The sequence below is a fragment of the Janthinobacterium leeuwenhoeki genome (assembly GCF_051380795.1).
In the GTDB taxonomy this organism is placed as follows: Bacteria; Pseudomonadota; Gammaproteobacteria; order Burkholderiales; family Burkholderiaceae_D; genus Janthinobacterium.
In genome coordinates, this window is the sequence record NZ_JBNYXT010000020.1 from 49,476 (window position 1) to 68,842 (window position 19,367).

Below are 19,367 nucleotides of genomic sequence, written 5' to 3' on the forward strand. Positions count from 1 at the left end.
GGTCACTTTTTTCGACTTCGAGTTACACGCCCGGCCCGCCAGCACGGCGCCATGCGCCCTGCACGGGAGGCCTTTTGCTCAGCTGTAAATCAGGTTACGATCTTGCCACTATAAAACTTGGCGGAGACACCATGAGCGGCCCGAAATACCCCGGTTTCGATACTTTATCCCTGCATGCGGGCGCGGCGCCCGACCCGGCCACGGGCGCGCGCGCCACGCCCATTCATTTCACCTCTTCGTTTGCCTTCAAGAGTTCGGAGCATGCAGCCTCGCTGTTCAACATGGAACGGGCCGGCCACGTGTACTCGCGCATCTCGAATCCCACCAACGCCGTGCTGGAAGAACGCATCGCCGCGCTGGAGGGCGGCGTGGCCGGCATCGCCACGGCCAGCGGCCAGGCCGCCATGCACCTTGGTTTATCTACCATCGCCGGCGCGGGATCGCACATCGTTGCCTCGCGCGCCCTGTACGGCGGCTCGCACAACCTGCTGACCTATACATTAAAACGCTTCGGCATCGAGACGACGTTTGTCGACCCGCGCGACGTGGATGCCTGGCGCGCCGCCATCCGCCCGAATACGAAAGTGCTGTTCGCAGAAACCCTGGGCAATCCCGGCCTCGACGTGCTGGACATCCCCCAGATTGCCGTCCTGGCGCACGAGCACCAGCTGCCGCTGATGCTCGATTCGACGTTTACCACGCCGTATTTGCTGCGCCCCTTCGAGCATGGCGCCGACCTGGTGTTCCACTCGGCCACCAAATTCCTGTGCGGCCACGGCACGGCCATCGGCGGCTTGCTCGTCGACGGCGGCACCTTCGACTGGCAAGCGGCCTACGACAAGACGGGCCGTTTCGCCGAACTGTGCGAACCGTATGAGGGCTTTCACGGCATGGTCTTCGCCGAGGAATCGACGGTGGCGCCCTTTGCCCTGCGCGCGCGGCGCGAAGGCTTGCGCGATTTCGGCGCCGTCATGAGCCCGCACAATGCCTTCGCCATCCTGCAAGGCATCGAAACCCTGGGCTTGCGCATGGATCGCCACGTGGCCAACACGCGCAAAATCATCGATTTCCTGCTGGCCAATCCGGCTGTCGAATCCGTATCCTACCCCGAACTGCCAACGCATCCCGACTACGAACTGGCAAAAAGCCTGCTGCCGAAAGGCGCTGGCGGCGTGTTCACCTTCCGCCTGCGCGGCGACCGCGCGGCGGGCCAGCGCTTCGTCGACAGCCTCAAGATCTTCTCGCACCTGGCCAATGTGGGCGACGCCAAGTCGCTCGTCATCCACCCCGCCTCCACCACGCATTTCCGCATGCCCGACGAGCAACTGGCGCAGGCGGGCATCACGCAAGGCACCATGCGCTTATCGGTGGGCCTGGAAGATGCGGACGATTTGATTGAAGACCTGGCCCGCGGCCTGAAACTGTCGCAGAAAGGCGCCTGAGATGCTGTTCACTATCGAGAACGCCACGGCCTACTGCTACACGGGCGGCAAACCATTCAACCCGAGCCAGCCGACGGCCGTTTTCATCCACGGCGCGCAAAACGACCATTCCGTGTGGGCCCTGCAGACGCGCTATTTCGCCCACCACGGCTGGAACGTGCTGGCCGTGGATTTACCGGGCCACGGGCGCAGCCTGGGTGGAGCAAAGGATAATGTGGGGGCAATGGCGCACTGGATACTGGCCGTGCTGGACGCGGCTGGCGCGCACAAGGCCATGCTGATCGGCCACAGCATGGGGTCATTGATCGCGCTGGAAGCGGCATTCCTCGCGCCAGAGCGCGTCAGCCACCTGGCCATGCTGGGCTCGACCTACCCGATGAAGGTCTCGCCCGCGCTGCTGGAAACGTCGCTCAACGATGAACAGGCGGCCATCGACATGGTCAATATCTGGTCGCACTCGTCGATCGCGCAAAAGCCGTCGTTCCCCGGCCCGGGCTTCTATGCCATGGGCGGCGCGCGGCGCTTGAAACAGCGCATCGCCGCCCGCAACCCCGATCACGTGTTTCACACGGATTTTTTCGCCTGCAATGCCTACGCGAACGGCGAAATCGCCGCCGCTTCGGTACACTGCCCCACTATATTCATTTTCGGCGCGCGCGACATGATGACGCCGCCCAAATCGACCCGGCTGCTGACAGCGGCCATAGCGCATGGCACCGTGGTGCAGGTCGACAGCGGGCATGAATTGATGGCCGAGCAGCCCGACGCCGTGCTCGACGCGCTGTTTGCGTTTGCGCAAAGCACCCCGACATGATGCCATGCCACGCACACTTTTTTAGGATAGTTGAATGATGTTGTTGAATACCCTGCTCGATGAATTGACTGGCCGAGGCAGCGGCACGGAAGCGGAGCGGCACGAACGCTATACATGGCTGGAACAGCTGCGCTTCACTAACCCGCTGGCGGACGAAGGCGGGCCCATGGCCGGCATTCCGTACTACCAATGGTGCAGGCTGCCGCAAGCGCTCGCCGTGGCGGGCCAGCAGACGGATCTGCTGGTCGGCACCACGAGCTCCCAGTATCTGGTCTTCGAGGGCCGCCACGCGGCAGCTTTCGCGGCCGAACTGGGCCTGCAATACGACGCCAACAACCGCATCGACCGCCCCGGTGGCCTCGACGAGCTGCTCGAGGCCTACGAAGAGCAGGCGGACGGCAGCTGGACCACCCTGCCGGATGAACCGCCAGCGCCTCCGCTGGCCGGCTGGGACGACGTGTACTTCCGCGTGCGCGACCTGAGCGACGGCAGGACCATCCAGAGCGTGACCACCATCGCCTACGAAAGCAGCCGCTTCCCTGGCTACACCCTGCTGGGCACGACCTTTGTGGGCGTCGGCGCCATCGTCCACGACGACGAAACGGCGCAGTATATGCAGCAAATCTTCGCCGACTGGGCTATCCAGCGCGATTGCGCCGCCACCTGCCCGGTTTCATCCGCGCCCTGGCCCTGCGCGCCGCGCCAGCTGCCGCCCGCCCCTTTCGACTTTAGCCGCAACCTTGCTTACCTCGACACCCTGCTGGCAGCCTATGTCCGCGCGCAGGCGCAAGCGCAAGACGACGGAGGTGATGCCGCCTACTGGGCGTGCGCCGCCGCCAGCACGGCTTACCAGGTATTCTCGCTGCGCTACACGGCCGGCCTGCCCTTGCCCGACGTGGAAACGGCGCTGGAAGCGGCCGTCGCCGCCTGCGAAACGGCGCGCGCGGCCCTGGCCGAGGCCTACGATGACGATGCCTTGCCGGCCTTTGATTTCGAACAATTGACGGATTACGCGCGCACCTTGCAGTTGCTGGGCGCAACCCTGCTGTTCGGCCGCCACGATCTGTCCAGGCGCCTGGCCGCCCTGCAAACAGCCTTCGATGGCGAAGACGGTGTGTATGAGGCGCTGCTGTCGACCATCGATACGCAGCGTGCCGCCGTCGACGAATGGTATTTCGCCGAGCCCTACTCAGCCCTGTTCGACTGCCTCGACGCAGACGATCCCGCGCAGCAGCTCGAACACCTGCGGCAATACCTGGCCAGCTGGCATGGCGCGCTGGTACAGGAAGACTGGTTCAACGGCCATTTACGCGCGCACGGCCTGGGCGGCTATTACGGCCTGTGGGCCTTCGAGGCGGCCGCCGTGGCCAAGCATCTGGGCCTGGAGCGCAGCGCGCTGGCGCACTTGGTCATGCCGCCCGCACCCTGAATACCCCCGTTCACTTTTAGATAAATATCCATGATCAATACCGCAGCCCTGTTCAGCACCGCCGTCTTGCCCGGCCAGGCCGATTTCGACACCGACACGATTACCGGCCTGGCCGAATGGCGGCTGGACATGCCCATGCTGTTCAAGCTGCTCATCGGCGCCGGCACGCAAGCCGTCGCCTGGCCCATCTACGGCGATGGCGAAGACTGCCCTTGCGTGCTGGCCGCGCCAATGATCCAGGCGCAAACCAGCTGGCAAGCATTGTCAACGCTCATGGACAGGCCGCGCGACGCGGCCGCCATCGTCGCGCGCAGCGCCATCAGCGCCCTGCTGGCCGGTGGCCAGGCGTGGCTGATTCTCGATTGCGTCCAGCTGATCCCGTACGATATCGACACGCCGCAATACGCGGCCGCGCTCGAGGCCCTGCGCGCCGAAGCGCAAGCCTTGCACGCTGCCCTGCAGCGCGGCGACCGGGAAGCGCTGGCGCCCCTGCTGGCTGCCGGCGCCACTTCGCCCGCCACCGGCTACTGGTCGGCCACGGCCGATGCGCAGCTGGCCGATGTCGAGGAACTGGGCGCGGACGAACTGCCTTTCCTGCAAGGCCTGGAAGTGGTGGGCTGGGAGCAAGACGCGCTGTGCTATGAAGTGAGTACCGCCGGCGAACCGGCCGTCACCGGCCTGGTCACGCCGTATGGCCGCTGGATCGTGCCGCTGTCGCAGCGCTATGTCGACCTGGGCGTTTACTACGCGGACGATGGCTGGATCACCTTTGCCACGGCGGACGCCCCCGACGCGCACGGCGTGCTGAACCTCAACGGTACGGTGGTGCTGCCGCCCGCCCCCGGCGCCCTGTATGTGATCAGCCCCCATCTGTTGCAGCAGATCGATGCGGACGGCGCCAGCCGCTTGCTGCGCCTGCCCGATGGCGCGCTGCTCATCGACAGGGTCGACAACATCTGCCTGCGCGAAGACGGCTTGATCGACATCGAGCGCCAGACAGACCAGGCAGACGATGACGAGAAGCGCAATGTCTGCGGCGTGCTCGACAAGACAGGCAAGGTCATGGTGCCGCCCGCCTACAGCTCCGTGCAGGATTTCGGCACGAAGAAAAAAATCGCCGTCGTCAGCCAGCGCATCGGTGGCCGCTTCCTGTTTGGCCTGGTCAATAGCCAGGGCGAGCTGCTGGCGCCCTGCCAGTACGAAGCCATCGACTGCGCCACCACCTCGTCGCCGCCCAAGCTGCGCAAGAACCTGATCTTTGCCATCGATGCGCAGGGGCTGGCCTGCATGCTGACGCTCGATGGAAAACAGGCCTTCACGCCCCTGTATCCGCCCGCACACCATTTGCGCGGCGTGGCCGTGCAAAGCGATTTTTTATATGTGGTCAAGGATGGCATGGCCTGGAGCATGGATTTCACGGGCCAGTTGCTGGAGCAGTTCGACACCGTGGAAAACTTCAAGGCGGCCGTCACGGCCCAGTTGAGCGAAGCCATGGGGCTGAGCAAGAAGAAAGCGGTGCCGCGCAACAGCTTTACGCCGGCGCAAATATTGCAAAAGGCTGACCGCGAACAGTTGCGCGCCATGGCCGCGATGCTCTTGCTGGGCGATGCGGCACTGGCCGCGCGCTGCGTGGACATCACGCTGGAAGAACTGGCGGAAGACGACCCGGAAGAAGAATACGAAGGCGACACGCCCGAGGCGGCGTGTTTCTTCCTGCTCTGGTCCACGGCTGCCGATGTACTGGACCACGGCACCACCCTGGACTGGAAAGCCGTCGATGAAGTGCCGCGCATCGCCCAGCATATCGGCCTGCCGGCGCTGCGGGACTTCCACTGGGCCGCGCGCAAAGATGGCGACGCGATGGCCGATGGCCTGGCCGCCATCGCCGCCCACCTGGCGCCGCATCAGCTGCGCCTGGTCAACATGCACGGTGGCGAGGACACGTATTATCTGGGCGTGGTGCGCGCGTCCGATGCGGCGGCGTTCAGCAAGGTGGCGCTGCAGGCGGCCTTGCGGCCCGTGCTGCTGTAAGTTTTTCCACCCTGCGGCGGCCATGAGGCCACGCCAGTTCAAGACAAGGTAACCATGCACGCGAAAAAATTCATCGATGATGTCGTCGCATCCAATGCATCGCTGCTGGCCTTGTATGCGCAGGGACGGCAGGGACAGACCCGGCTTGGCACCCTGCTCGACGGACTGGCGCTGGCAGATGGCCAGCGCGAACAAATCCTGGCCTTGATCAAGCTGGCGATCGATGACGCCACGTACCAGCTGGTGTGCGGCATCGAGGGCAGCGCCTCGCTCGGCGACTGCCAGCAGGATTACACGCTGCTCGACGAAGAAGGCAATACGCTGACGGGCGCGCTCGATGCGCTGCTGTACGACCGGCTCGATACCTGATCGCCGCTCAGGCGCAGCGCACTTCGCCGAAATGCTGCGCCAGGGTCAGGCCCAGCCCCTGCTCCACGGCGTTTTCCACCTGCGCCGCCAGGGCGGCCGCTTCTTCCGCCGCCTGGATATCGCGTTCATTGGTGGAGCCGGCCGGATAGCCGGAGTTCACGCGCATGCCGCCAAAGACGAATAAACGGTAGACATCGGCCAGGCTGATGCGGTTGACATTGCCCAGCAAGACCCAGTGGTCGGAACTGTCGGCCACGCGCTTGCCCCACTGCACCCGCACGGCGCCATCCACGTTGACCCGTCCCACCCAGCCCTGCTGCACCATCTTGTCGAGCAGGGTTTCCATCTCTTCAAAGCCCAGGCGCGTGCTGCGGCGAATTTCGGCTGCGCCCACCAGGGCCGAATCGGCGCAGTGGCAGGCCTGGTGCAGCACTTTCAAGATGGCGACAGCGTCGACGAATTCGCTGCCCGGCGCCGCCTCGTACCACCAGCGCTCGTATTTCACGACGGGCAAGGCGGCCACCAGCAAGGCGCCCACCAGGGTGATCATCCAGCTCAGGTATATCCACACGAGGAACAGCGGCAAGGCGGCCAGCGCGCCGTAGATGCGTGAATACGTTGGAAATTCCTGGATGAACTCACCGAAGCCGCGCTTGGCCACCTCGAAGGCCAGCGCGGCCAGCAAGCCCCCCCAGGCCGCGTCGCGCCAATCCACGTCGCGGTTCGGCACGGCGATGTAGAGCAGGGTAAACGCCAGCATGGTCAGGCCGACCGACACCAGGGTATAAAACACGGCTCCAAGGAAGGGCACGGCGCCCACCACGCCGCTGGTGGCCATGAAGAGGCGCGAGGTCACCGTCAGCGATACTCCCACCAGCAGCGGTCCGAGGGTAACGATGGCCCAGTAAACAAGCAAACGCTTGCTCCAGCGGCGCTCCTGGCGCACGCGCCAGATGCGGTTGAAGACGCGCTCGATCAAGCCCATCATGCCCACCGACGTGACGATCAGGGCGCCCGCGCCGATGGCCGACAGGCGCGTGGCCTTCGAGGCGAACGTCGTCAGGTAGCCGAGGATGGTGTTCGATATGCCCTTGGGCATCACGCTTTGCACGAAATAATCTTCCAGCGCGTGGCGGAAGGTGTTAAACAAGGGGAAGGTGGTGAAGATGGCCAGCGCCAAAGTGAGCAGCGGCACCAGCGCGAATACGGTGGCAAACGTCAGGCTGCCGGCCACTTGCGGCAGGCTTTCCTCGCGCACGCGGCGGCGCGCGAACTGCAGCAGGTCGCGCGTTTCGGACCAGGTCAGGCCGCGCACGACGGCCAGTCCCATGCTCAGGGCGCGCCACAGGTATTGAAAGAGGGGGAATATATATTTTGAAAACATGTGCAAAATCAGAACGGCGCCATGACAGCAGTCGTATCAGGCTGTAAAGCGCCCTATAATACCAATGATGAAGCCAACCAATCTGATTATTCTCGTATTGTTTTATTCACGCCATGGCGCCACGCGCCAGTTGGCCGAGCTGATAGCCCAGGGAGTGGAAAGCGTGCCTGGCTGCGATGCGCGGCTGCGCACCGTGCCCGCCGTCTCGACGGTGACCGAAGCGACGGCGCCCGAGGTGCCGCCTGATGGCGCGCCCTACGTGGAACTGGAAGACTTGCAGGAATGCGCGGGCCTGGCCCTGGGTTCGCCCACGCGCTTTGGCAACATGGCCGCGGCCATGAAGTACTTCTGGGATGGCACGGCCAGCGACTGGCTGGCCGGCAGCCTGTCCGGCAAGCCCGCCTGCGTGTTCACGTCCACAGGCAGCCTGCACGGCGGCCAGGAATCGACCCTGCTGTCGATGATGATCCCCCTCTTCCACCACGGCATGCTCGTCATGGGCTTGCCCTACACGCATGCGGAACTGATGACGACGTCCACCGGCGGCTCGCCGTACGGCGCCACGCACTGGTCGGGCATCGACGGCGACAAGGCGCTCAGCGACGATGAAAAGCGCCTGGCCATCGCCCTGGGCCGGCGCCTGGCGGAAAACGCCGCGAAACTGGCAGACGCATGATGCACGGCGCACTGCACAAGTATTTTCACTGGGGCGCCATCGCCAGCCTCGTCACCCTGATCGTCTGGTGCCTGCTGTGGGAAACCGTCATCGCGCCGCTGCAGCCGGGCGGCTCCTGGGTCGTGCTGAAGGCCGCGCCCCTGCTCATTCCCCTGTACGGCGTCATCAAGCGCGACGTCTACACCCTGCAATGGTCGTCGATGGTGATCCTGCTGTATTTCACGGAAGGCGTGGTACGCGGCTACAGCGACACGAACGCCACCTCGGCCCTGATGGCCTGGGGCGAAGCGGCCATCGTCTGCATCTATTTTTTCTGCGCCGTGCTGTATCTGCGCCCGTATAAAAAGGCGGCCAAGCGCATGGCCAGGGAACTGCTGGAAAAAGTGAATAAAGTGAGCATCAAGAAATGACTGACCGAACCGACTTCCTCTCCGCCTGCCGCGACCTGCTGGGCGACACCTACGTCCTCACCCTGGATGCCGACATGGCGCCCTTCCTCACCGACTGGCGCGACCGGTTTACGGGCAAGGCCCTGGCCGTGCTGCGCCCCGCCACGGTAGAACAGGTCGCTGGCGTGCTGCGCGCCTGCGCGCAATGGCAAGTTCCCGTCGTGCCCCAAGGCGGCAACACGGGCCTGGTGCTGGGCAGCATACCGGATGCCGCCGGCACGGCCATCGTGCTGTCGCTGGCGCGCCTGAACAGCATACGCGCGCTCGATCCCGTCAACCGCACCATCACGGTGGACGCGGGCTGCATTTTGCAAACCATCCAGGAAGCGGCCAGCGCCGCCGGCTGTCTGTTCCCATTGTCGCTGGCGGCCGAAGGCAGTTGCACCATCGGGGGGAACCTGGCGACGAACGCGGGCGGCACGGCCGTGCTGCGCTACGGCAATACACGCGAACTGTGCCTGGGCCTGGAAGTGGTCACGCCGCAAGGCGAAATCTGGGGCGGCTTGCGCGGCCTGCGCAAGGACAATACCGGCTACGATTTGCGCGACCTGTACATCGGCGCCGAAGGTACTTTGGGCGTGATCACGGGTGCGGTCATGAAACTGTATCCGCAGCCGAAAGCCTGCATCACGGCGCTGGCCGCCATGCCCTCGCCCGGCCACGCCCTGCGCCTATTAAGCCTGATGCAGGACCATTGCGGCGCCAGCCTGACGGGTTTTGAATTGATGTCACAGTATTGTTTGCAGCTGGTGGCGCAGCAGTTCACGCAGCTGCCGCGGCCATTTGCCGAAGCCCATGGCCAGTACGTGTTGCTGGAGCTGTCCAGCAGCCAGTCCGAGGCGCACGCCGTGGAATTGCTCGAAGCGAGCATAGGCGCGGCCCTGGAAGACGCGTTGATCGAGGATGCCGTCGTCGCCAGTTCCGTGGCGCAGTCCGAAGGCCTGTGGCAGCTGCGCGAGCATATCCCGCTGGCGCAGGCGCAGGCGGGCAAGAACATCAAACACGATATCTCGCTGCCGATTTCCCGCATCGCCGATTTCATCAGCGTCACGGATACCGCGCTGGAAAGCGCCTTCCCCGGCTGCCAGCTGGTGTGCTTCGGCCACCTGGGTGACGGCAACCTGCATTACAACGTGGCGCCGCCGCCCGGCATGACGGACACGGATTTCCTGTCCAACCAGGACGCCATCAACCGCATCGTGCACGATCAGGTCCACGGCTTCGGCGGCTCGATATCGGCCGAACACGGCATCGGTGCGCTGAAGAAGGATGACCTGGCCCGCTACAAGTCGCCGCTGGAACTGCAGCTGATGCGCACCGTGAAACAGGCGCTGGACCCGCAGAACATCATGAATCCGGGGAAGATATTGTGAAGTCGCCATCCATCCTGCTCTGCGCCATGGCCTTGCTGGCCAGTTCCGCCACGGCACAGGAGGTCTACAAATGCGTGCAGGACGGCCAGACCAGCTACAGCGCCACGCCCTGCGCGGGCGGCCAGCTGCAAATCCTGGAAATCCCCTCGCCCCCGCCTGCCGTCGACAAGGGCGCGGCCACGCGCCAGGAACGGGTGGCCAGCCAGATGGAAGCGGCGCGCAAGCAGCAGGAAAAACTGGAAGACCAGGCGCGCGAACGGGCCGCCAAACAGAAGGAAATGCACGAGAAGCACTGCGCCCAGCTGCGCCTGGAGCAGAAATGGGCGGCACAGGACGCCGTCGGCGCCGGCGACAAGAACCGTGACGCGGCGCAACTGAAAGCGCGGCGCGCCGGCGAACGCCTGGCCGTCGAATGTCTGAATTGAGTGCGCCGCTGGCCAGCCCGGCGACGACGCGCCTGCTGTCGCGCTGGCTACTGCTGGGCGAATGGCGCGCGCATCCCGTGCGCGCCCTCGTCGCCATCCTCGCCATCGCCATCGGCGTATCGCTGGGATTTGCCATCCACTTGATCAACGCGGCCGCCTTCAATGAATTTTCCACGGCCGTCAAAAGCCTGTCCGGCCAGGCCGACGTGCAGGTGGCCGGGCGCGAAGCGCTGTTCGACGAAGCCATCTACCCGTGGCTGGCGCAGCGCGACGGCGTGGCCGTCGCTTCGCCTGTGCTGGAGCTGCAAGCTGGCGTGGCCGACCGTGCTGGCAAGGACGGCGGCCCGCTGCACATTCTGGCGCTCGACGTCTTCCGCGCTGGCTTCATCTCGCCCGACCTGATCGGCGCGCCCGCCGATGGACAGCCGTTCGACACGCTGGCCGACGACGCCGTCTTTCTGTCGCCAGCTGCCTTGCGCTGGCTCGATGTCACCCAAGGTGGCCAGGTGGCCCTGCAATCGGGTACGGTGACGGTGCCGCTGCGCGTGGCCGGTTCGCTGCAGCGGGCGCGCGCCGGCCAGCGCATCGCCGTGATGGATATCGGCGCAGCGCAGTGGCGCTTCAACAAGCTGGGCAAGCTGTCGCGCATCGATCTGAAACTGCGCCAGGGCGTCAACCGCGACGCCTTCCAGGCGGATCTCGCGCGCGCACTGGAAGCGCAATACCCGGGGCGTTTCCAGGTGGGCCAGCCGAATGACGAAAACCAGAATAGCCGCAACAATAACCTCAGCCGCGCCTACCGGGTCAACCTGACGGTACTCGCCCTCGTCGCCCTGTTTACGGGCGCCTTCTTGGTGTTTTCCACGCAAGCGCTGTCCGTCATCCGCCGCCGCGGCCAGTTCGCGCTGCTGCGCGTGCTGGGCATGGAGCGGGGACAATTGCTGCGCCAGGTGCTGCTGGAAGGAGCCAGCCTGGGCGTGGTCGGCGCCGCGCTGGGCATCGCCGGCGGCTATGCCATGGCGGCCGTCGCCCTGCGCTTCTTCGGCGGCGACATGGGCGCCGGCTATTTCGCGGGCGTGCAGCCGCAGGTGCAATTCACCCCCGTCGCCGCCGTCGTTTACTTCGCGCTGGGCCTCGGCGTGGCCTTGCTGGGCTGCGCGGCGCCCGCGCTGGAAGCGGCGCGCGCCGCCCCCGCCATCGCCCTGAAATCGGGCAGCGAGGAAGTCGTGACGACGCGCCTGGCGAAAACCTGGCCCGCGCTGGCTTGTTTGCTGCTGGCCGGCACCCTGACCTTGCTGCCGCCCGTGTTCGAACTGCCCCTGTTCGGCTATCTGTCCATCGCCCTGCTGCTGATCGGCGCCATCGCCCTGATGCCGCAACTGGCGGCCGTCGTCTTCCGCTTCCTGCAGCGCATCTGGCTGCGCACGCAGACCAGCGCGCACGCCCCCGTGCGCAGCCTGACCCTGTCCCGCCTGGCGAACGCCTCGGGCCAGGCCGGCATCGCCCTCGGTGGCGTGCTGTCGAGCTTTAGCCTGATGGTAGCGATGGCCATCATGGTGTCGAGCTTCCGCGTCTCCGTCGACGACTGGCTGCTGCAGATTTTACCGGCCGACGTGTATGCGCGCACGGCCGCCAGTGGCGGGACGGCAGGCCTGAACCCGGGTGAACAGGCCAGCATCACCGCCCTGCCCGAGGTGGCCAGGGTGGATTTCCAGCGCGTGCGCTCGCTGTCGCTGGCGCCCGACCGTCCGAATGTGGCACTGCTGGCACGTCCTGTCGACCTGGCCGATCCGGCCAAGAGCATGGTGCTGGTGGGCGATACCCTGCCCGTGCCAGATGGCGCGAAACCCGTGTGGCTGTCCGAAGCGGCGGCCGACCTGTACAACGTCAAACCTGGCCAGCAGATAGCTCTGCCACTGGCGGGCGGCTTGCACAAATTCTTTGTCGCCGGCATCTGGCGCGACTATGCGCGCGCGTCGGGCGCCATCCAGATGCCGCTGGACGACTACCGCGCCCTGACCGGCGACAATGACGTGAGCGATGCGGCCCTGTGGCTGGCCAAGGATGCCACCGGTGACGCGCTGCAGCAGCGGCTGAAAAGCCTGCCCTTCGGCGCCAGTCTGGAAGTATCGAATCCGTCGGCTATCCGCGCCCTGAGCTTGCAGATTTTCGACCGCAGCTTCGCCGTCACCTATTTGCTGGAAGCCATCGCCATCGTCATCGGCCTGTTCGGCGTGGCCGCCACGTTTTCCGCGCAGACCCTGGCGCGCGCGCGCGAATTCGGCATGCTGCGCCACGTGGGCGTGACGCGCGGCCAAATATTATCCATCCTGGCGCTCGAAGGCGGCGCGCTGACGGCGCTGGGCATCGCCACCGGTTTTGTCCTGGGCCTGTTGATCAGTTTTGTGCTGGTCTTCATCGTCAATCCACAATCGTTCCACTGGACCATGCAGCTGCACCTGCCCTGGCCCTTGATCGCCACCGTGGCCGCCGCCCTGCTGACGGCAGCCGCTCTCACTGCCCTCATCGCCGGCCGCCAGGCCCTGTCCGCTGGCCCCATCCGCGCCGTCAGGGAGGACTGGTAATGCGCAGTATTTTCATATTGTTATTGGCGCTGGCCTTGCCAGCCTTGGCCGCTCCACCCGCCTTCGCCCCCGTCACGCCGCTGCCGGCCGGCCAGACCCTGCGCCTGCCGCACGACTTCGGCGCCCATCCCGCTTACAAGACGGAATGGTGGTACGCCACGGGCTGGGTAAAAACCGCTGGCGGCGAACAGCTGGGCTACCAGGTGACCTTCTTTCGCAGCGCCACGGCGTCCGACACGATGAACCCCAGCGCCTTCGCGCCGAAACAGCTGATCATCGGGCACGCGGCCCTGTCCGACCCCAAGGTGGGCAAGCTGCTGCACGACGAGAAAAGCGCGCGCGAGGGTTTCGGCCTGGCCTACGCCAAGGTGGGCGACACGGACGTGAAACTCGACGACTGGCGCATGCAGCGGCAAGCGGACGGCAGCTACCGGGTCAGCCTTGCCGCGCGCGATTTTTCACTGCAACTGACCCTGGCGCCCACGCAACCCGTGCTGCTACAGGGCGAAAACGGCTACTCGCGCAAAGGCGCCCGGCCCGCGCAAAGCAGTTACTACTACAGCGAGCCGCAACTTGCTACCCGTGGCACGATAGCGCGCGTGGGAGGCAAGCCGGAAGCCGTGACGGGCACCACCTGGCTCGATCACGAGTGGTCCAGCCAGGTGCTCGACGCGGACGCCAGCGGCTGGAACTGGATAGGCGCCAACCTCGATGATGGCGGCGCGCTGATGGCCTTCCAGATCCGCAGCAAGACAGGTGCTAAACTATGGGCGCACGCGACATGGCGCGATGCGTCCGGTAAGATGACGCAGTTCGCGCCCGGCGACGTCGATTTCACGCCCACGCAACTGTGGCGCTCGCCCCGCACGCAGGCCGAATACCCGGTCGCCACCGAGATCCGCACTGGCTCCACGCGCTGGCAAATCAAGCCGCTGCAAGCTGACCAGGAGCTCGATTCGCGCCGCTCGACAGGCGCCGTATACTGGGAAGGCGCCGTGACGGTGGAGCGCGATGGCCAGCCGGTAGGCCGCGCCTACCTGGAAATGACGGGCTATGTCCAGCCGATGAAGTTATAAACAGTACCGCAAGCAAAAAGTAAATCAAAGCGAAAAACAATGACAACCAGCACAGAAACAGGCAGCACGAGTACCACCGCAACCACACCGTCCCCCGACACCGGCACCAGCCGCGAACTGAAAAAAGGCAGCCTGGCCGCCTTCAAGGGCTTGATGCCCTTTCTGACGCCGTACCGCAAGCAGTTCTTCCTGGCCGGTATCGCGCTGGTGGTGGCCGCCGCCTCGACCCTGGCCATTCCTGCCGCCTTCAAGCAGATGATCGACCTCGGTTTCGGCGGCGCGGCCGGCTCCAAGAGCATCCAGCACGTCGACCTGGTGTTCCTCGCCCTGTTCGGCGTGGCGTCCGTCCTGGCGCTGGCCACGGCGGCGCGCTTTTACACGGTGTCGTGGCTGGGCGAGCGCGTCACGGCCGACATCCGCAGCGCCGTGTACCGCCACGTCGTCACGCAAAGCCCCGCCTTCTTTGAAACCACGCAGACGGGCGAAGTCCTGTCGCGCATCACCACCGACACGACCCTGATACAGGCCGTGGTCGGCACCAGCATTTCCATGGCGCTGCGCAATGTGCTGCTGTTCCTGGGCGGCCTGGTGATGCTGTTCGTCACCAGCGCCAAGCTGGCCGGCATCATCATCGGCCTGTTGATCCTCGTCGTCGTGCCCATCATCGTGTTTGGCCGCCGCGTGCGCAAGCTGTCGCGCGATTCGCAGGACCGCATCGCCGACGCCTCGGCCATGGCCGGCGAAATCCTCAACGCCATGCCCACCGTGCAAGCGTTTACGCACGAGAAAATCGAATCGAAACGCTTTGGCGACTCCGTCGAAGGCGCCTTCATGACGGCCATGCGCCGCATCCGCGCCCGTGCCTTGCTTACCGTGATCGCCATCCTGCTGGTCTTCGGCACCATCGTGTTCGTGCTGTGGCTGGGCGCGCGCGCCGTGCTGGAAGGCGCGATGACGGGCGGAGATTTAGGCCAGTTCATCCTGTACGCCTCCATCGTGGCCGGCGCCATCGGCGCCCTGTCCGAAGTGATGGGCGAAGCGCAGCGCGCCGCCGGCGCCACCGAGCGCCTGCTGGAACTGATGGCCGTCAAATCGGAAATCGAATCGCCAATCAAGCCGCTGCCGCTGCCCGCGCGCGCCGCGACTGGCGCCGCGCTGTCCCTGGACGATGTCATGTTCTCGTACCCGTCGCGCCCCGACACCCACGCGCTGGACCACGTCAGCCTCGATATCCGCGCCGGCGAAACGGTGGCCGTCGTCGGTCCGTCGGGTGCCGGCAAGACCACCCTGTTCCAGCTGTTCCTGCGTTTTTATGACCCGCAAAGCGGCAGCATCCGCCTCGACGGCGTGGACATTAAACAGCTCGACCTGCACACCCTGCGCGACGCCATCGGCATCGTGCCGCAAGATACTGTGATCTTCTCGGCCGACGCCATGGAAAACATCCGCTATGGCCGCGCCGGCGCCAGCGACGAAGAAGTCATTGCCGCTGCGAAAATGGCGGCCGCCCACGAATTCATCGAGCGCCTGCCGAATGGCTATAAATCCTTCCTCGGCGAACGGGGCGTGCGCCTGTCCGGCGGCCAGCGCCAGCGCATCGCCATCGCCCGCGCCCTGCTGAAAAACCCGCCGCTGCTGCTGCTCGATGAAGCCACCAGCGCGCTGGACGCGGAATCGGAACGCCTGGTGCAAAAAGCGCTGGAAGCGGCCATGGTGGGCCGCACCACGGTCATCATCGCGCACCGCCTGGCCACCGTGCAGCGGGCCGACCGCATCATCGTCATGGAAGACGGCAAGATCGTCGAGACGGGCACGCATGCCTCGCTCGTTGCCCTGGGCGGTATTTACGCCAATTTAGCGGCCCTGCAATTCCATCACGTACAACTCAACTAAACACGACTCGCCATGAACGCCTTATTCCACGCCAACCTGGGCATCACCGATTTCTGGACCTTTTTACTGGGCACCATCTTCATCGTCATCCTGCCCGGCCCCAATTCCATGTATGTGCTGTCGGTCGCGGCCCAGCGCGGCGTGCGGCCAGCCTACCAGGGCGCTTTCGGCATCTTCGCCGGCGACTTGATTTTGATGGTGCTGTCGGCCTGCGGCGTGGCCTCCCTGCTGAAAGCCAGCCCGGCCCTGTTCTACGTGGTGAAATACATCGGCGCGGCCTACCTGGGCTGGATCGGCCTGCAGATGCTGATCGGCTGCTGGCGCAAGCTGCGCGCGCCCACGCCGGCCGATGGTGAGGCGGCAGCGGCGCCAAGCCCCGCCAAGGAAAGCGATCCATTCCGCAAGGCGCTGATCATCAGTCTGATGAACCCGAAAGCGATTTTGTTCTTCATTTCCTTCTTCATCCAGTTTGTCGATCCGGCCTTCCCGAACCCCGTGCTGTCCTTCATCGGCCTGGGCCTGATCTGCCAGGTGATCAGTTTTACCTACCTGACGGCCATTATCTTTGTCGGCGCGCGCCTGGCCGAGACCTTCCGCCGCCGTCGCCGCCTGTCGGCCGGCATGGGCGGCGGCGTGGGCGCCATGTTCATCGGCTTTGGCGCGAAACTGGCCACGGCCACCCTGTAAGGAAAACACCGTGAACGAGCTTGAGCTGCGCCAGCGCTGCCATACCGTCCTGCCGGGCCACCGCCAGCCCACGCCAGCGGCGACCTTCGCCGCCATGGCCGCCTGGTGCGACGCCAACGACATCGCGCACGACACCTATGGCGAAGGCGCGCTGATCGAACAGTTCGAGAACAAGATAGCCAGCCTGCTCGGCTTCGACGCTGCCGTGTTCTGCATCACGGGCACCATGACGCAGGTGACGGCCCTGCGTCTGGCCTGCCAGGACCGTGGCTCGCCCCTGGTGGCCCTGCATCCCACTTCGCACATCTTGCGCCACGAACGGGGCAACCATGCATTGCTCGAGCACTTCAAGGGCTTGATGATCGGCGACCCGCACCGTCCGTGGTCGGTGGACGATTTGCGCGCCGTGCCCGATGCGCTGGGCGCCGCGCAGGTCGAACTGCCGATGCGCGAAATCGGCGGCCAGTGCCCATCCTGGGAAGACTTGAGCCAGATCAAGCGGCACTGCCGCGAGCACAATATTCATTTGCACATGGATGGCGCGCGCCTGTGGGAAGCGCAAGCCGGTTTTGGCCAGCCCCTGCCCGCCATCTGCGACGGCTTTGATTCCGTGTATGTTTCGCTGTACAAGGGCATCGGTGGCCTCGGTGGCGCCATGCTGGCCGGCAGCCGATCGTTCGTCGAACGGGCGCGCGAGTGGTTCCGCCGCCAGGGCGGTAATATCGTGCACCGCACGCCCTACGTGGTCGCCGCCGCCATGCAGTTCGACGCGCGCATCGCCGCCATGCCGCGCTATTTCGAACGCACGCAATGGCTGTACGCACTGCTGCGCGACTTTCCGGCGATTGCCGTCAACCCCGCCCAGCCGCAGGCCAACATGCTGCACCTGCACTTGCCCGTCTCGCGCGAACGGGCCCTCGCCATCCGTAACCAGGTGGCCGAAGAGCACGGCATCTGGCTGTTTGGCCGCGCCAGCCACGCAGCCCTCCCCGGGCACAGCGTGGTGGAATGGTATGTAGGGGATAACTTGCTGGAACTGCCGGACGACACGGTGCGGCTGGCCTTGACCCTGCTGGATCAGGCGATGCGCGCTAGGGAATGATCATGGTAGGTCGGGTTAGCGCGCAGCGCGTAACCCGACAACTTCCGAAAACCCATCAAAAGCCGGGGTCAGACCCGAAGGGTCTGACCCCATGCACCCAAAAAAAAAGCGCCCGAAGGCGCTTTTTTCATTTCATGGCGGCCGGGTTGGCCGCCACTACCTGCTTAGAACTTGTAGTTATAAGCGAGACCGATCAGCTGCAGGCGAGTCTTGAACATGCCCTTGGTGGTTTCACCGTTGCCGGTGCAACCAGTCTTGACAGGCGAGCAGTCGTTTGTGTAGTTGACGTCGGCATTCTTGAAGTCGAGGTAGCTATACGCCAGGTCGATCGAGGAATTGGCGTTCAGCTTCCAGTTCGCGCCGATCGAGTACTGCATGCGGTCACTGTCCGGCAGGGCTGGATGACGCAGCTCGGCGCTGCGCACCGGCGCCTGGTCGTGCGCGATACCGGCACGCAGCATCAGGCTCTCGCTGTACTTGTAATTGGTGCCCAGCGAGACGCGGTAAGTGTCTTTCCAGTTCTGACGGATACGCTCGGCGCCTTCGGCCGTCGGCGGGAACTGGATGTCCAGGTTCTGCAAACGCGAAGTGCGGGTCCAGGTGACGTCGCCCATCAGTGCCCAGCGATCATCCATCTGATGAAAGGCGTTGACCGACAGGGTTTCCGGCGTGCGCAATTCCACCAGCGCTCCGGAATTGACCTTGTTCGAGGCCTTGGAGATGAAGGCGTTCACGGCGGCGTTGTTCGACACTTGCGAGAAGTCCCAGATCGTGTCGCCTTTCAGCTTGTGCGAGATCGACGAGCGGTAGGCGATACCGAAACGCGTGCCTTCATTCATCTGGTACAGATAGCCCAGGTTGAAGCCGAAGCCCCAGTCATCGCCATCCATCGAGGCGTGGCCATCCTTGGTATTGTTCAGCGCTTGCTGCGCAGCGCCAGCTGCTGCCGCGCCTTGCGTTCTGGCGATACTCGTCACAAACGCGATCGCAGCCGCAGGGGACTTATCATGCATGGCTTTCACTGTGCCCGGCACGTCGACGGCCTGGCCCAGTTCCGCCTTCATGTGCTCAGCGGTGACGCCGAAACCAAAGGAGTGGTGTTCATTGACCTTGAAGGAAACGGAAGGATTCAGGGCGATGGCTTCGAGCTTGATGTTGGTAATCGCATAGCGGCCGCTCCAGTCATTGCCGTAATCGAGCTTGGCGCCGTATGGCACGAACATGCCCATGCCGACGGTCCACTGATCATTGATTTTCTTGCTGGCATACAGGGCTGGCGCGAAGACGGCGTCCGGCGCGTAGTCCTTGGTCGTGCCACCCGGCGTGCGGCCAGTGAAGGTCTTCGAACCCGTATCCTGGTAGGTCGAATGCGGTACCACCAGGGTGCCGCCGCCGACGAACTGCGTGCCTTCCAGGCGCGACAGGCCGGCCGGATTGTAGAAAATGGTCGAAGCGTCGGCCGCTTCGGCGCCGCTGGCATCGGCCGTGCCTTGGGCGGACACGCTTTGCGAGCCGAAACGGTAGCCCGATGCTTGTGCGGTGGAGGAGATGCCGGCGAACGCGGCAACGATCAGGAGGGGCAGGTATTTATGTTTCAAGTTAGTCTCTCTTTATTATATGAAGTGTCTTCGT

Annotated in this window: 16 protein-coding genes; 14 read left to right on the plus strand and 2 right to left on the minus strand. The window is 64.7% G+C overall.

The annotated features are described in order from the left end of the window. Nucleotides 1-131: 131 nt before the first annotated feature. Genes ACQ4WS_RS16275 through ACQ4WS_RS16295 form a run of 5 tightly spaced genes read left to right on the plus strand, consistent with a single transcriptional unit; the run spans nucleotide 132 to nucleotide 6,085 of the window. Complete coding sequence (locus tag ACQ4WS_RS16275) at nucleotides 132-1,442, plus strand: O-acetylhomoserine aminocarboxypropyltransferase (RefSeq protein WP_436477891.1); 1,311 nt, start codon at nucleotides 132-134, stop codon at nucleotides 1,440-1,442. 1 nt (nucleotide 1,443) lies between these two features. After that, complete coding sequence (locus tag ACQ4WS_RS16280; RefSeq protein ID WP_436477893.1) at nucleotides 1,444-2,256, plus strand: alpha/beta fold hydrolase; 813 nt, start codon at nucleotides 1,444-1,446, stop codon at nucleotides 2,254-2,256. A gap of 34 nt (nucleotides 2,257-2,290) precedes the next feature. After that, nucleotides 2,291-3,685 (plus strand): PoNe immunity protein domain-containing protein, encoded by a 1,395-nt coding sequence (locus ACQ4WS_RS16285; RefSeq protein ID WP_436477895.1) that lies wholly within the window; start codon nucleotides 2,291-2,293, stop codon nucleotides 3,683-3,685. Nucleotides 3,686-3,715: 30 nt separating this feature from the next. Then, nucleotides 3,716-5,716: a DUF6630 family protein gene (locus tag ACQ4WS_RS16290; RefSeq protein WP_436477897.1), complete on the plus strand. Its 2,001-nt coding sequence runs from the start codon at nucleotides 3,716-3,718 to the stop codon at nucleotides 5,714-5,716. Nucleotides 5,717-5,770: 54 nt separating this feature from the next. Beyond that, nucleotides 5,771-6,085 carry a hypothetical protein gene (locus ACQ4WS_RS16295; RefSeq protein WP_436477899.1) on the plus strand — a complete coding sequence of 105 codons (315 nt, stop codon included), beginning with the start codon at nucleotides 5,771-5,773 and terminating at the stop codon, nucleotides 6,083-6,085. Between the two features lie 7 nt (nucleotides 6,086-6,092). On the opposite strand, the gene ACQ4WS_RS16300 is transcribed toward ACQ4WS_RS16295, so the two are convergent. After that, entirely contained in the window at nucleotides 6,093-7,469 is a 1,377-nt protein-coding gene (locus ACQ4WS_RS16300) for a YihY family inner membrane protein (protein WP_436477901.1), read from the minus strand. A 67-nt stretch (nucleotides 7,470-7,536) separates the two neighbouring features. Between ACQ4WS_RS16300 and wrbA the strand changes: the two genes are divergently transcribed. From wrbA to ACQ4WS_RS16345, 9 genes are read left to right on the plus strand one after another with little or no spacing between them, the layout of a single operon-like run. Next, nucleotides 7,537-8,145 (plus strand): NAD(P)H:quinone oxidoreductase, encoded by a 609-nt coding sequence (wrbA, locus tag ACQ4WS_RS16305; RefSeq protein WP_436477947.1) that lies wholly within the window; start codon nucleotides 7,537-7,539, stop codon nucleotides 8,143-8,145. Continuing rightward, the gene (locus ACQ4WS_RS16310; RefSeq protein ID WP_436477949.1) at nucleotides 8,145-8,555 is read left to right on the plus strand and encodes a DUF2069 domain-containing protein; all 411 of its coding nucleotides are present in this window, start codon (nucleotides 8,145-8,147) and stop codon (nucleotides 8,553-8,555) included. Before wrbA ends, ACQ4WS_RS16310 begins: the two co-directional genes overlap by 1 nt. After that, nucleotides 8,552-9,967, plus strand: a complete 1,416-nt coding sequence (locus ACQ4WS_RS16315) for an FAD-binding oxidoreductase (protein ID WP_436477903.1) — start codon at nucleotides 8,552-8,554, stop codon at nucleotides 9,965-9,967. The genes ACQ4WS_RS16310 and ACQ4WS_RS16315 overlap by 4 nt, the downstream gene beginning before the upstream one ends. Continuing rightward, nucleotides 9,964-10,392 carry a DUF4124 domain-containing protein gene (locus ACQ4WS_RS16320; RefSeq protein WP_436477905.1) on the plus strand — a complete coding sequence of 143 codons (429 nt, stop codon included), beginning with the start codon at nucleotides 9,964-9,966 and terminating at the stop codon, nucleotides 10,390-10,392. Before ACQ4WS_RS16315 ends, ACQ4WS_RS16320 begins: the two co-directional genes overlap by 4 nt. Then, nucleotides 10,380-12,977: an FtsX-like permease family protein gene (locus ACQ4WS_RS16325; RefSeq protein WP_436477907.1), complete on the plus strand. Its 2,598-nt coding sequence runs from the start codon at nucleotides 10,380-10,382 to the stop codon at nucleotides 12,975-12,977. Before ACQ4WS_RS16320 ends, ACQ4WS_RS16325 begins: the two co-directional genes overlap by 13 nt. Beyond that, nucleotides 12,977-14,053: a lipocalin-like domain-containing protein gene (locus tag ACQ4WS_RS16330; RefSeq protein ID WP_436477909.1), complete on the plus strand. Its 1,077-nt coding sequence runs from the start codon at nucleotides 12,977-12,979 to the stop codon at nucleotides 14,051-14,053. The genes ACQ4WS_RS16325 and ACQ4WS_RS16330 overlap by 1 nt, the downstream gene beginning before the upstream one ends. A 39-nt stretch (nucleotides 14,054-14,092) precedes the next feature. Then, the gene (locus ACQ4WS_RS16335; RefSeq protein WP_436477911.1) at nucleotides 14,093-15,946 is read left to right on the plus strand and encodes an ABC transporter transmembrane domain-containing protein; all 1,854 of its coding nucleotides are present in this window, start codon (nucleotides 14,093-14,095) and stop codon (nucleotides 15,944-15,946) included. Between the two features lie 12 nt (nucleotides 15,947-15,958). Then, complete coding sequence (leuE, locus tag ACQ4WS_RS16340; protein WP_436477913.1) at nucleotides 15,959-16,633, plus strand: leucine efflux protein LeuE; 675 nt, start codon at nucleotides 15,959-15,961, stop codon at nucleotides 16,631-16,633. Nucleotides 16,634-16,643: 10 nt separating this feature from the next. Then, the gene (locus ACQ4WS_RS16345) at nucleotides 16,644-17,735 is read left to right on the plus strand and encodes a threonine aldolase family protein (protein WP_436477915.1); all 1,092 of its coding nucleotides are present in this window, start codon (nucleotides 16,644-16,646) and stop codon (nucleotides 17,733-17,735) included. A gap of 164 nt (nucleotides 17,736-17,899) precedes the next feature. Here ACQ4WS_RS16345 and ACQ4WS_RS16350 read toward each other — a convergent pair whose 3' ends face one another. After that, nucleotides 17,900-19,333, minus strand: coding sequence for an OmpP1/FadL family transporter (locus ACQ4WS_RS16350; protein ID WP_436477917.1), 1,434 nt, complete (start codon nucleotides 19,331-19,333; stop codon nucleotides 17,900-17,902). Nucleotides 19,334-19,367: the final 34 nt, after the last annotated feature.

What these genes read in the sequence shown, in the direction of transcription:
- ACQ4WS_RS16300 (WP_436477901.1), bottom strand. Translation starts at nt 7,469, where the DNA reads ATGTTTTCAAAATATATATTCCCCCTCTTTCAATACCTGTGGCGCGCC.
- ACQ4WS_RS16275 (WP_436477891.1), top strand. Translation starts at nt 132, where the DNA reads ATGAGCGGCCCGAAATACCCCGGTTTCGATACTTTATCCCTGCATGCG.
- ACQ4WS_RS16285 (WP_436477895.1), top strand. Translation starts at nt 2,291, where the DNA reads ATGATGTTGTTGAATACCCTGCTCGATGAATTGACTGGCCGAGGCAGC.
- ACQ4WS_RS16310 (WP_436477949.1), top strand. Translation starts at nt 8,145, where the DNA reads ATGCACGGCGCACTGCACAAGTATTTTCACTGGGGCGCCATCGCCAGC.
- ACQ4WS_RS16335 (WP_436477911.1), top strand. Translation starts at nt 14,093, where the DNA reads ATGACAACCAGCACAGAAACAGGCAGCACGAGTACCACCGCAACCACA.
- ACQ4WS_RS16315 (WP_436477903.1), top strand. Translation starts at nt 8,552, where the DNA reads ATGACTGACCGAACCGACTTCCTCTCCGCCTGCCGCGACCTGCTGGGC.
- ACQ4WS_RS16290 (WP_436477897.1), top strand. Translation starts at nt 3,716, where the DNA reads ATGATCAATACCGCAGCCCTGTTCAGCACCGCCGTCTTGCCCGGCCAG.
- ACQ4WS_RS16330 (WP_436477909.1), top strand. Translation starts at nt 12,977, where the DNA reads ATGCGCAGTATTTTCATATTGTTATTGGCGCTGGCCTTGCCAGCCTTG.
- leuE (WP_436477913.1), top strand. Translation starts at nt 15,959, where the DNA reads ATGAACGCCTTATTCCACGCCAACCTGGGCATCACCGATTTCTGGACC.
- ACQ4WS_RS16325 (WP_436477907.1), top strand. Translation starts at nt 10,380, where the DNA reads ATGTCTGAATTGAGTGCGCCGCTGGCCAGCCCGGCGACGACGCGCCTG.
- ACQ4WS_RS16280 (WP_436477893.1), top strand. Translation starts at nt 1,444, where the DNA reads ATGCTGTTCACTATCGAGAACGCCACGGCCTACTGCTACACGGGCGGC.
- wrbA (WP_436477947.1), top strand. Translation starts at nt 7,537, where the DNA reads ATGAAGCCAACCAATCTGATTATTCTCGTATTGTTTTATTCACGCCAT.
- ACQ4WS_RS16295 (WP_436477899.1), top strand. Translation starts at nt 5,771, where the DNA reads ATGCACGCGAAAAAATTCATCGATGATGTCGTCGCATCCAATGCATCG.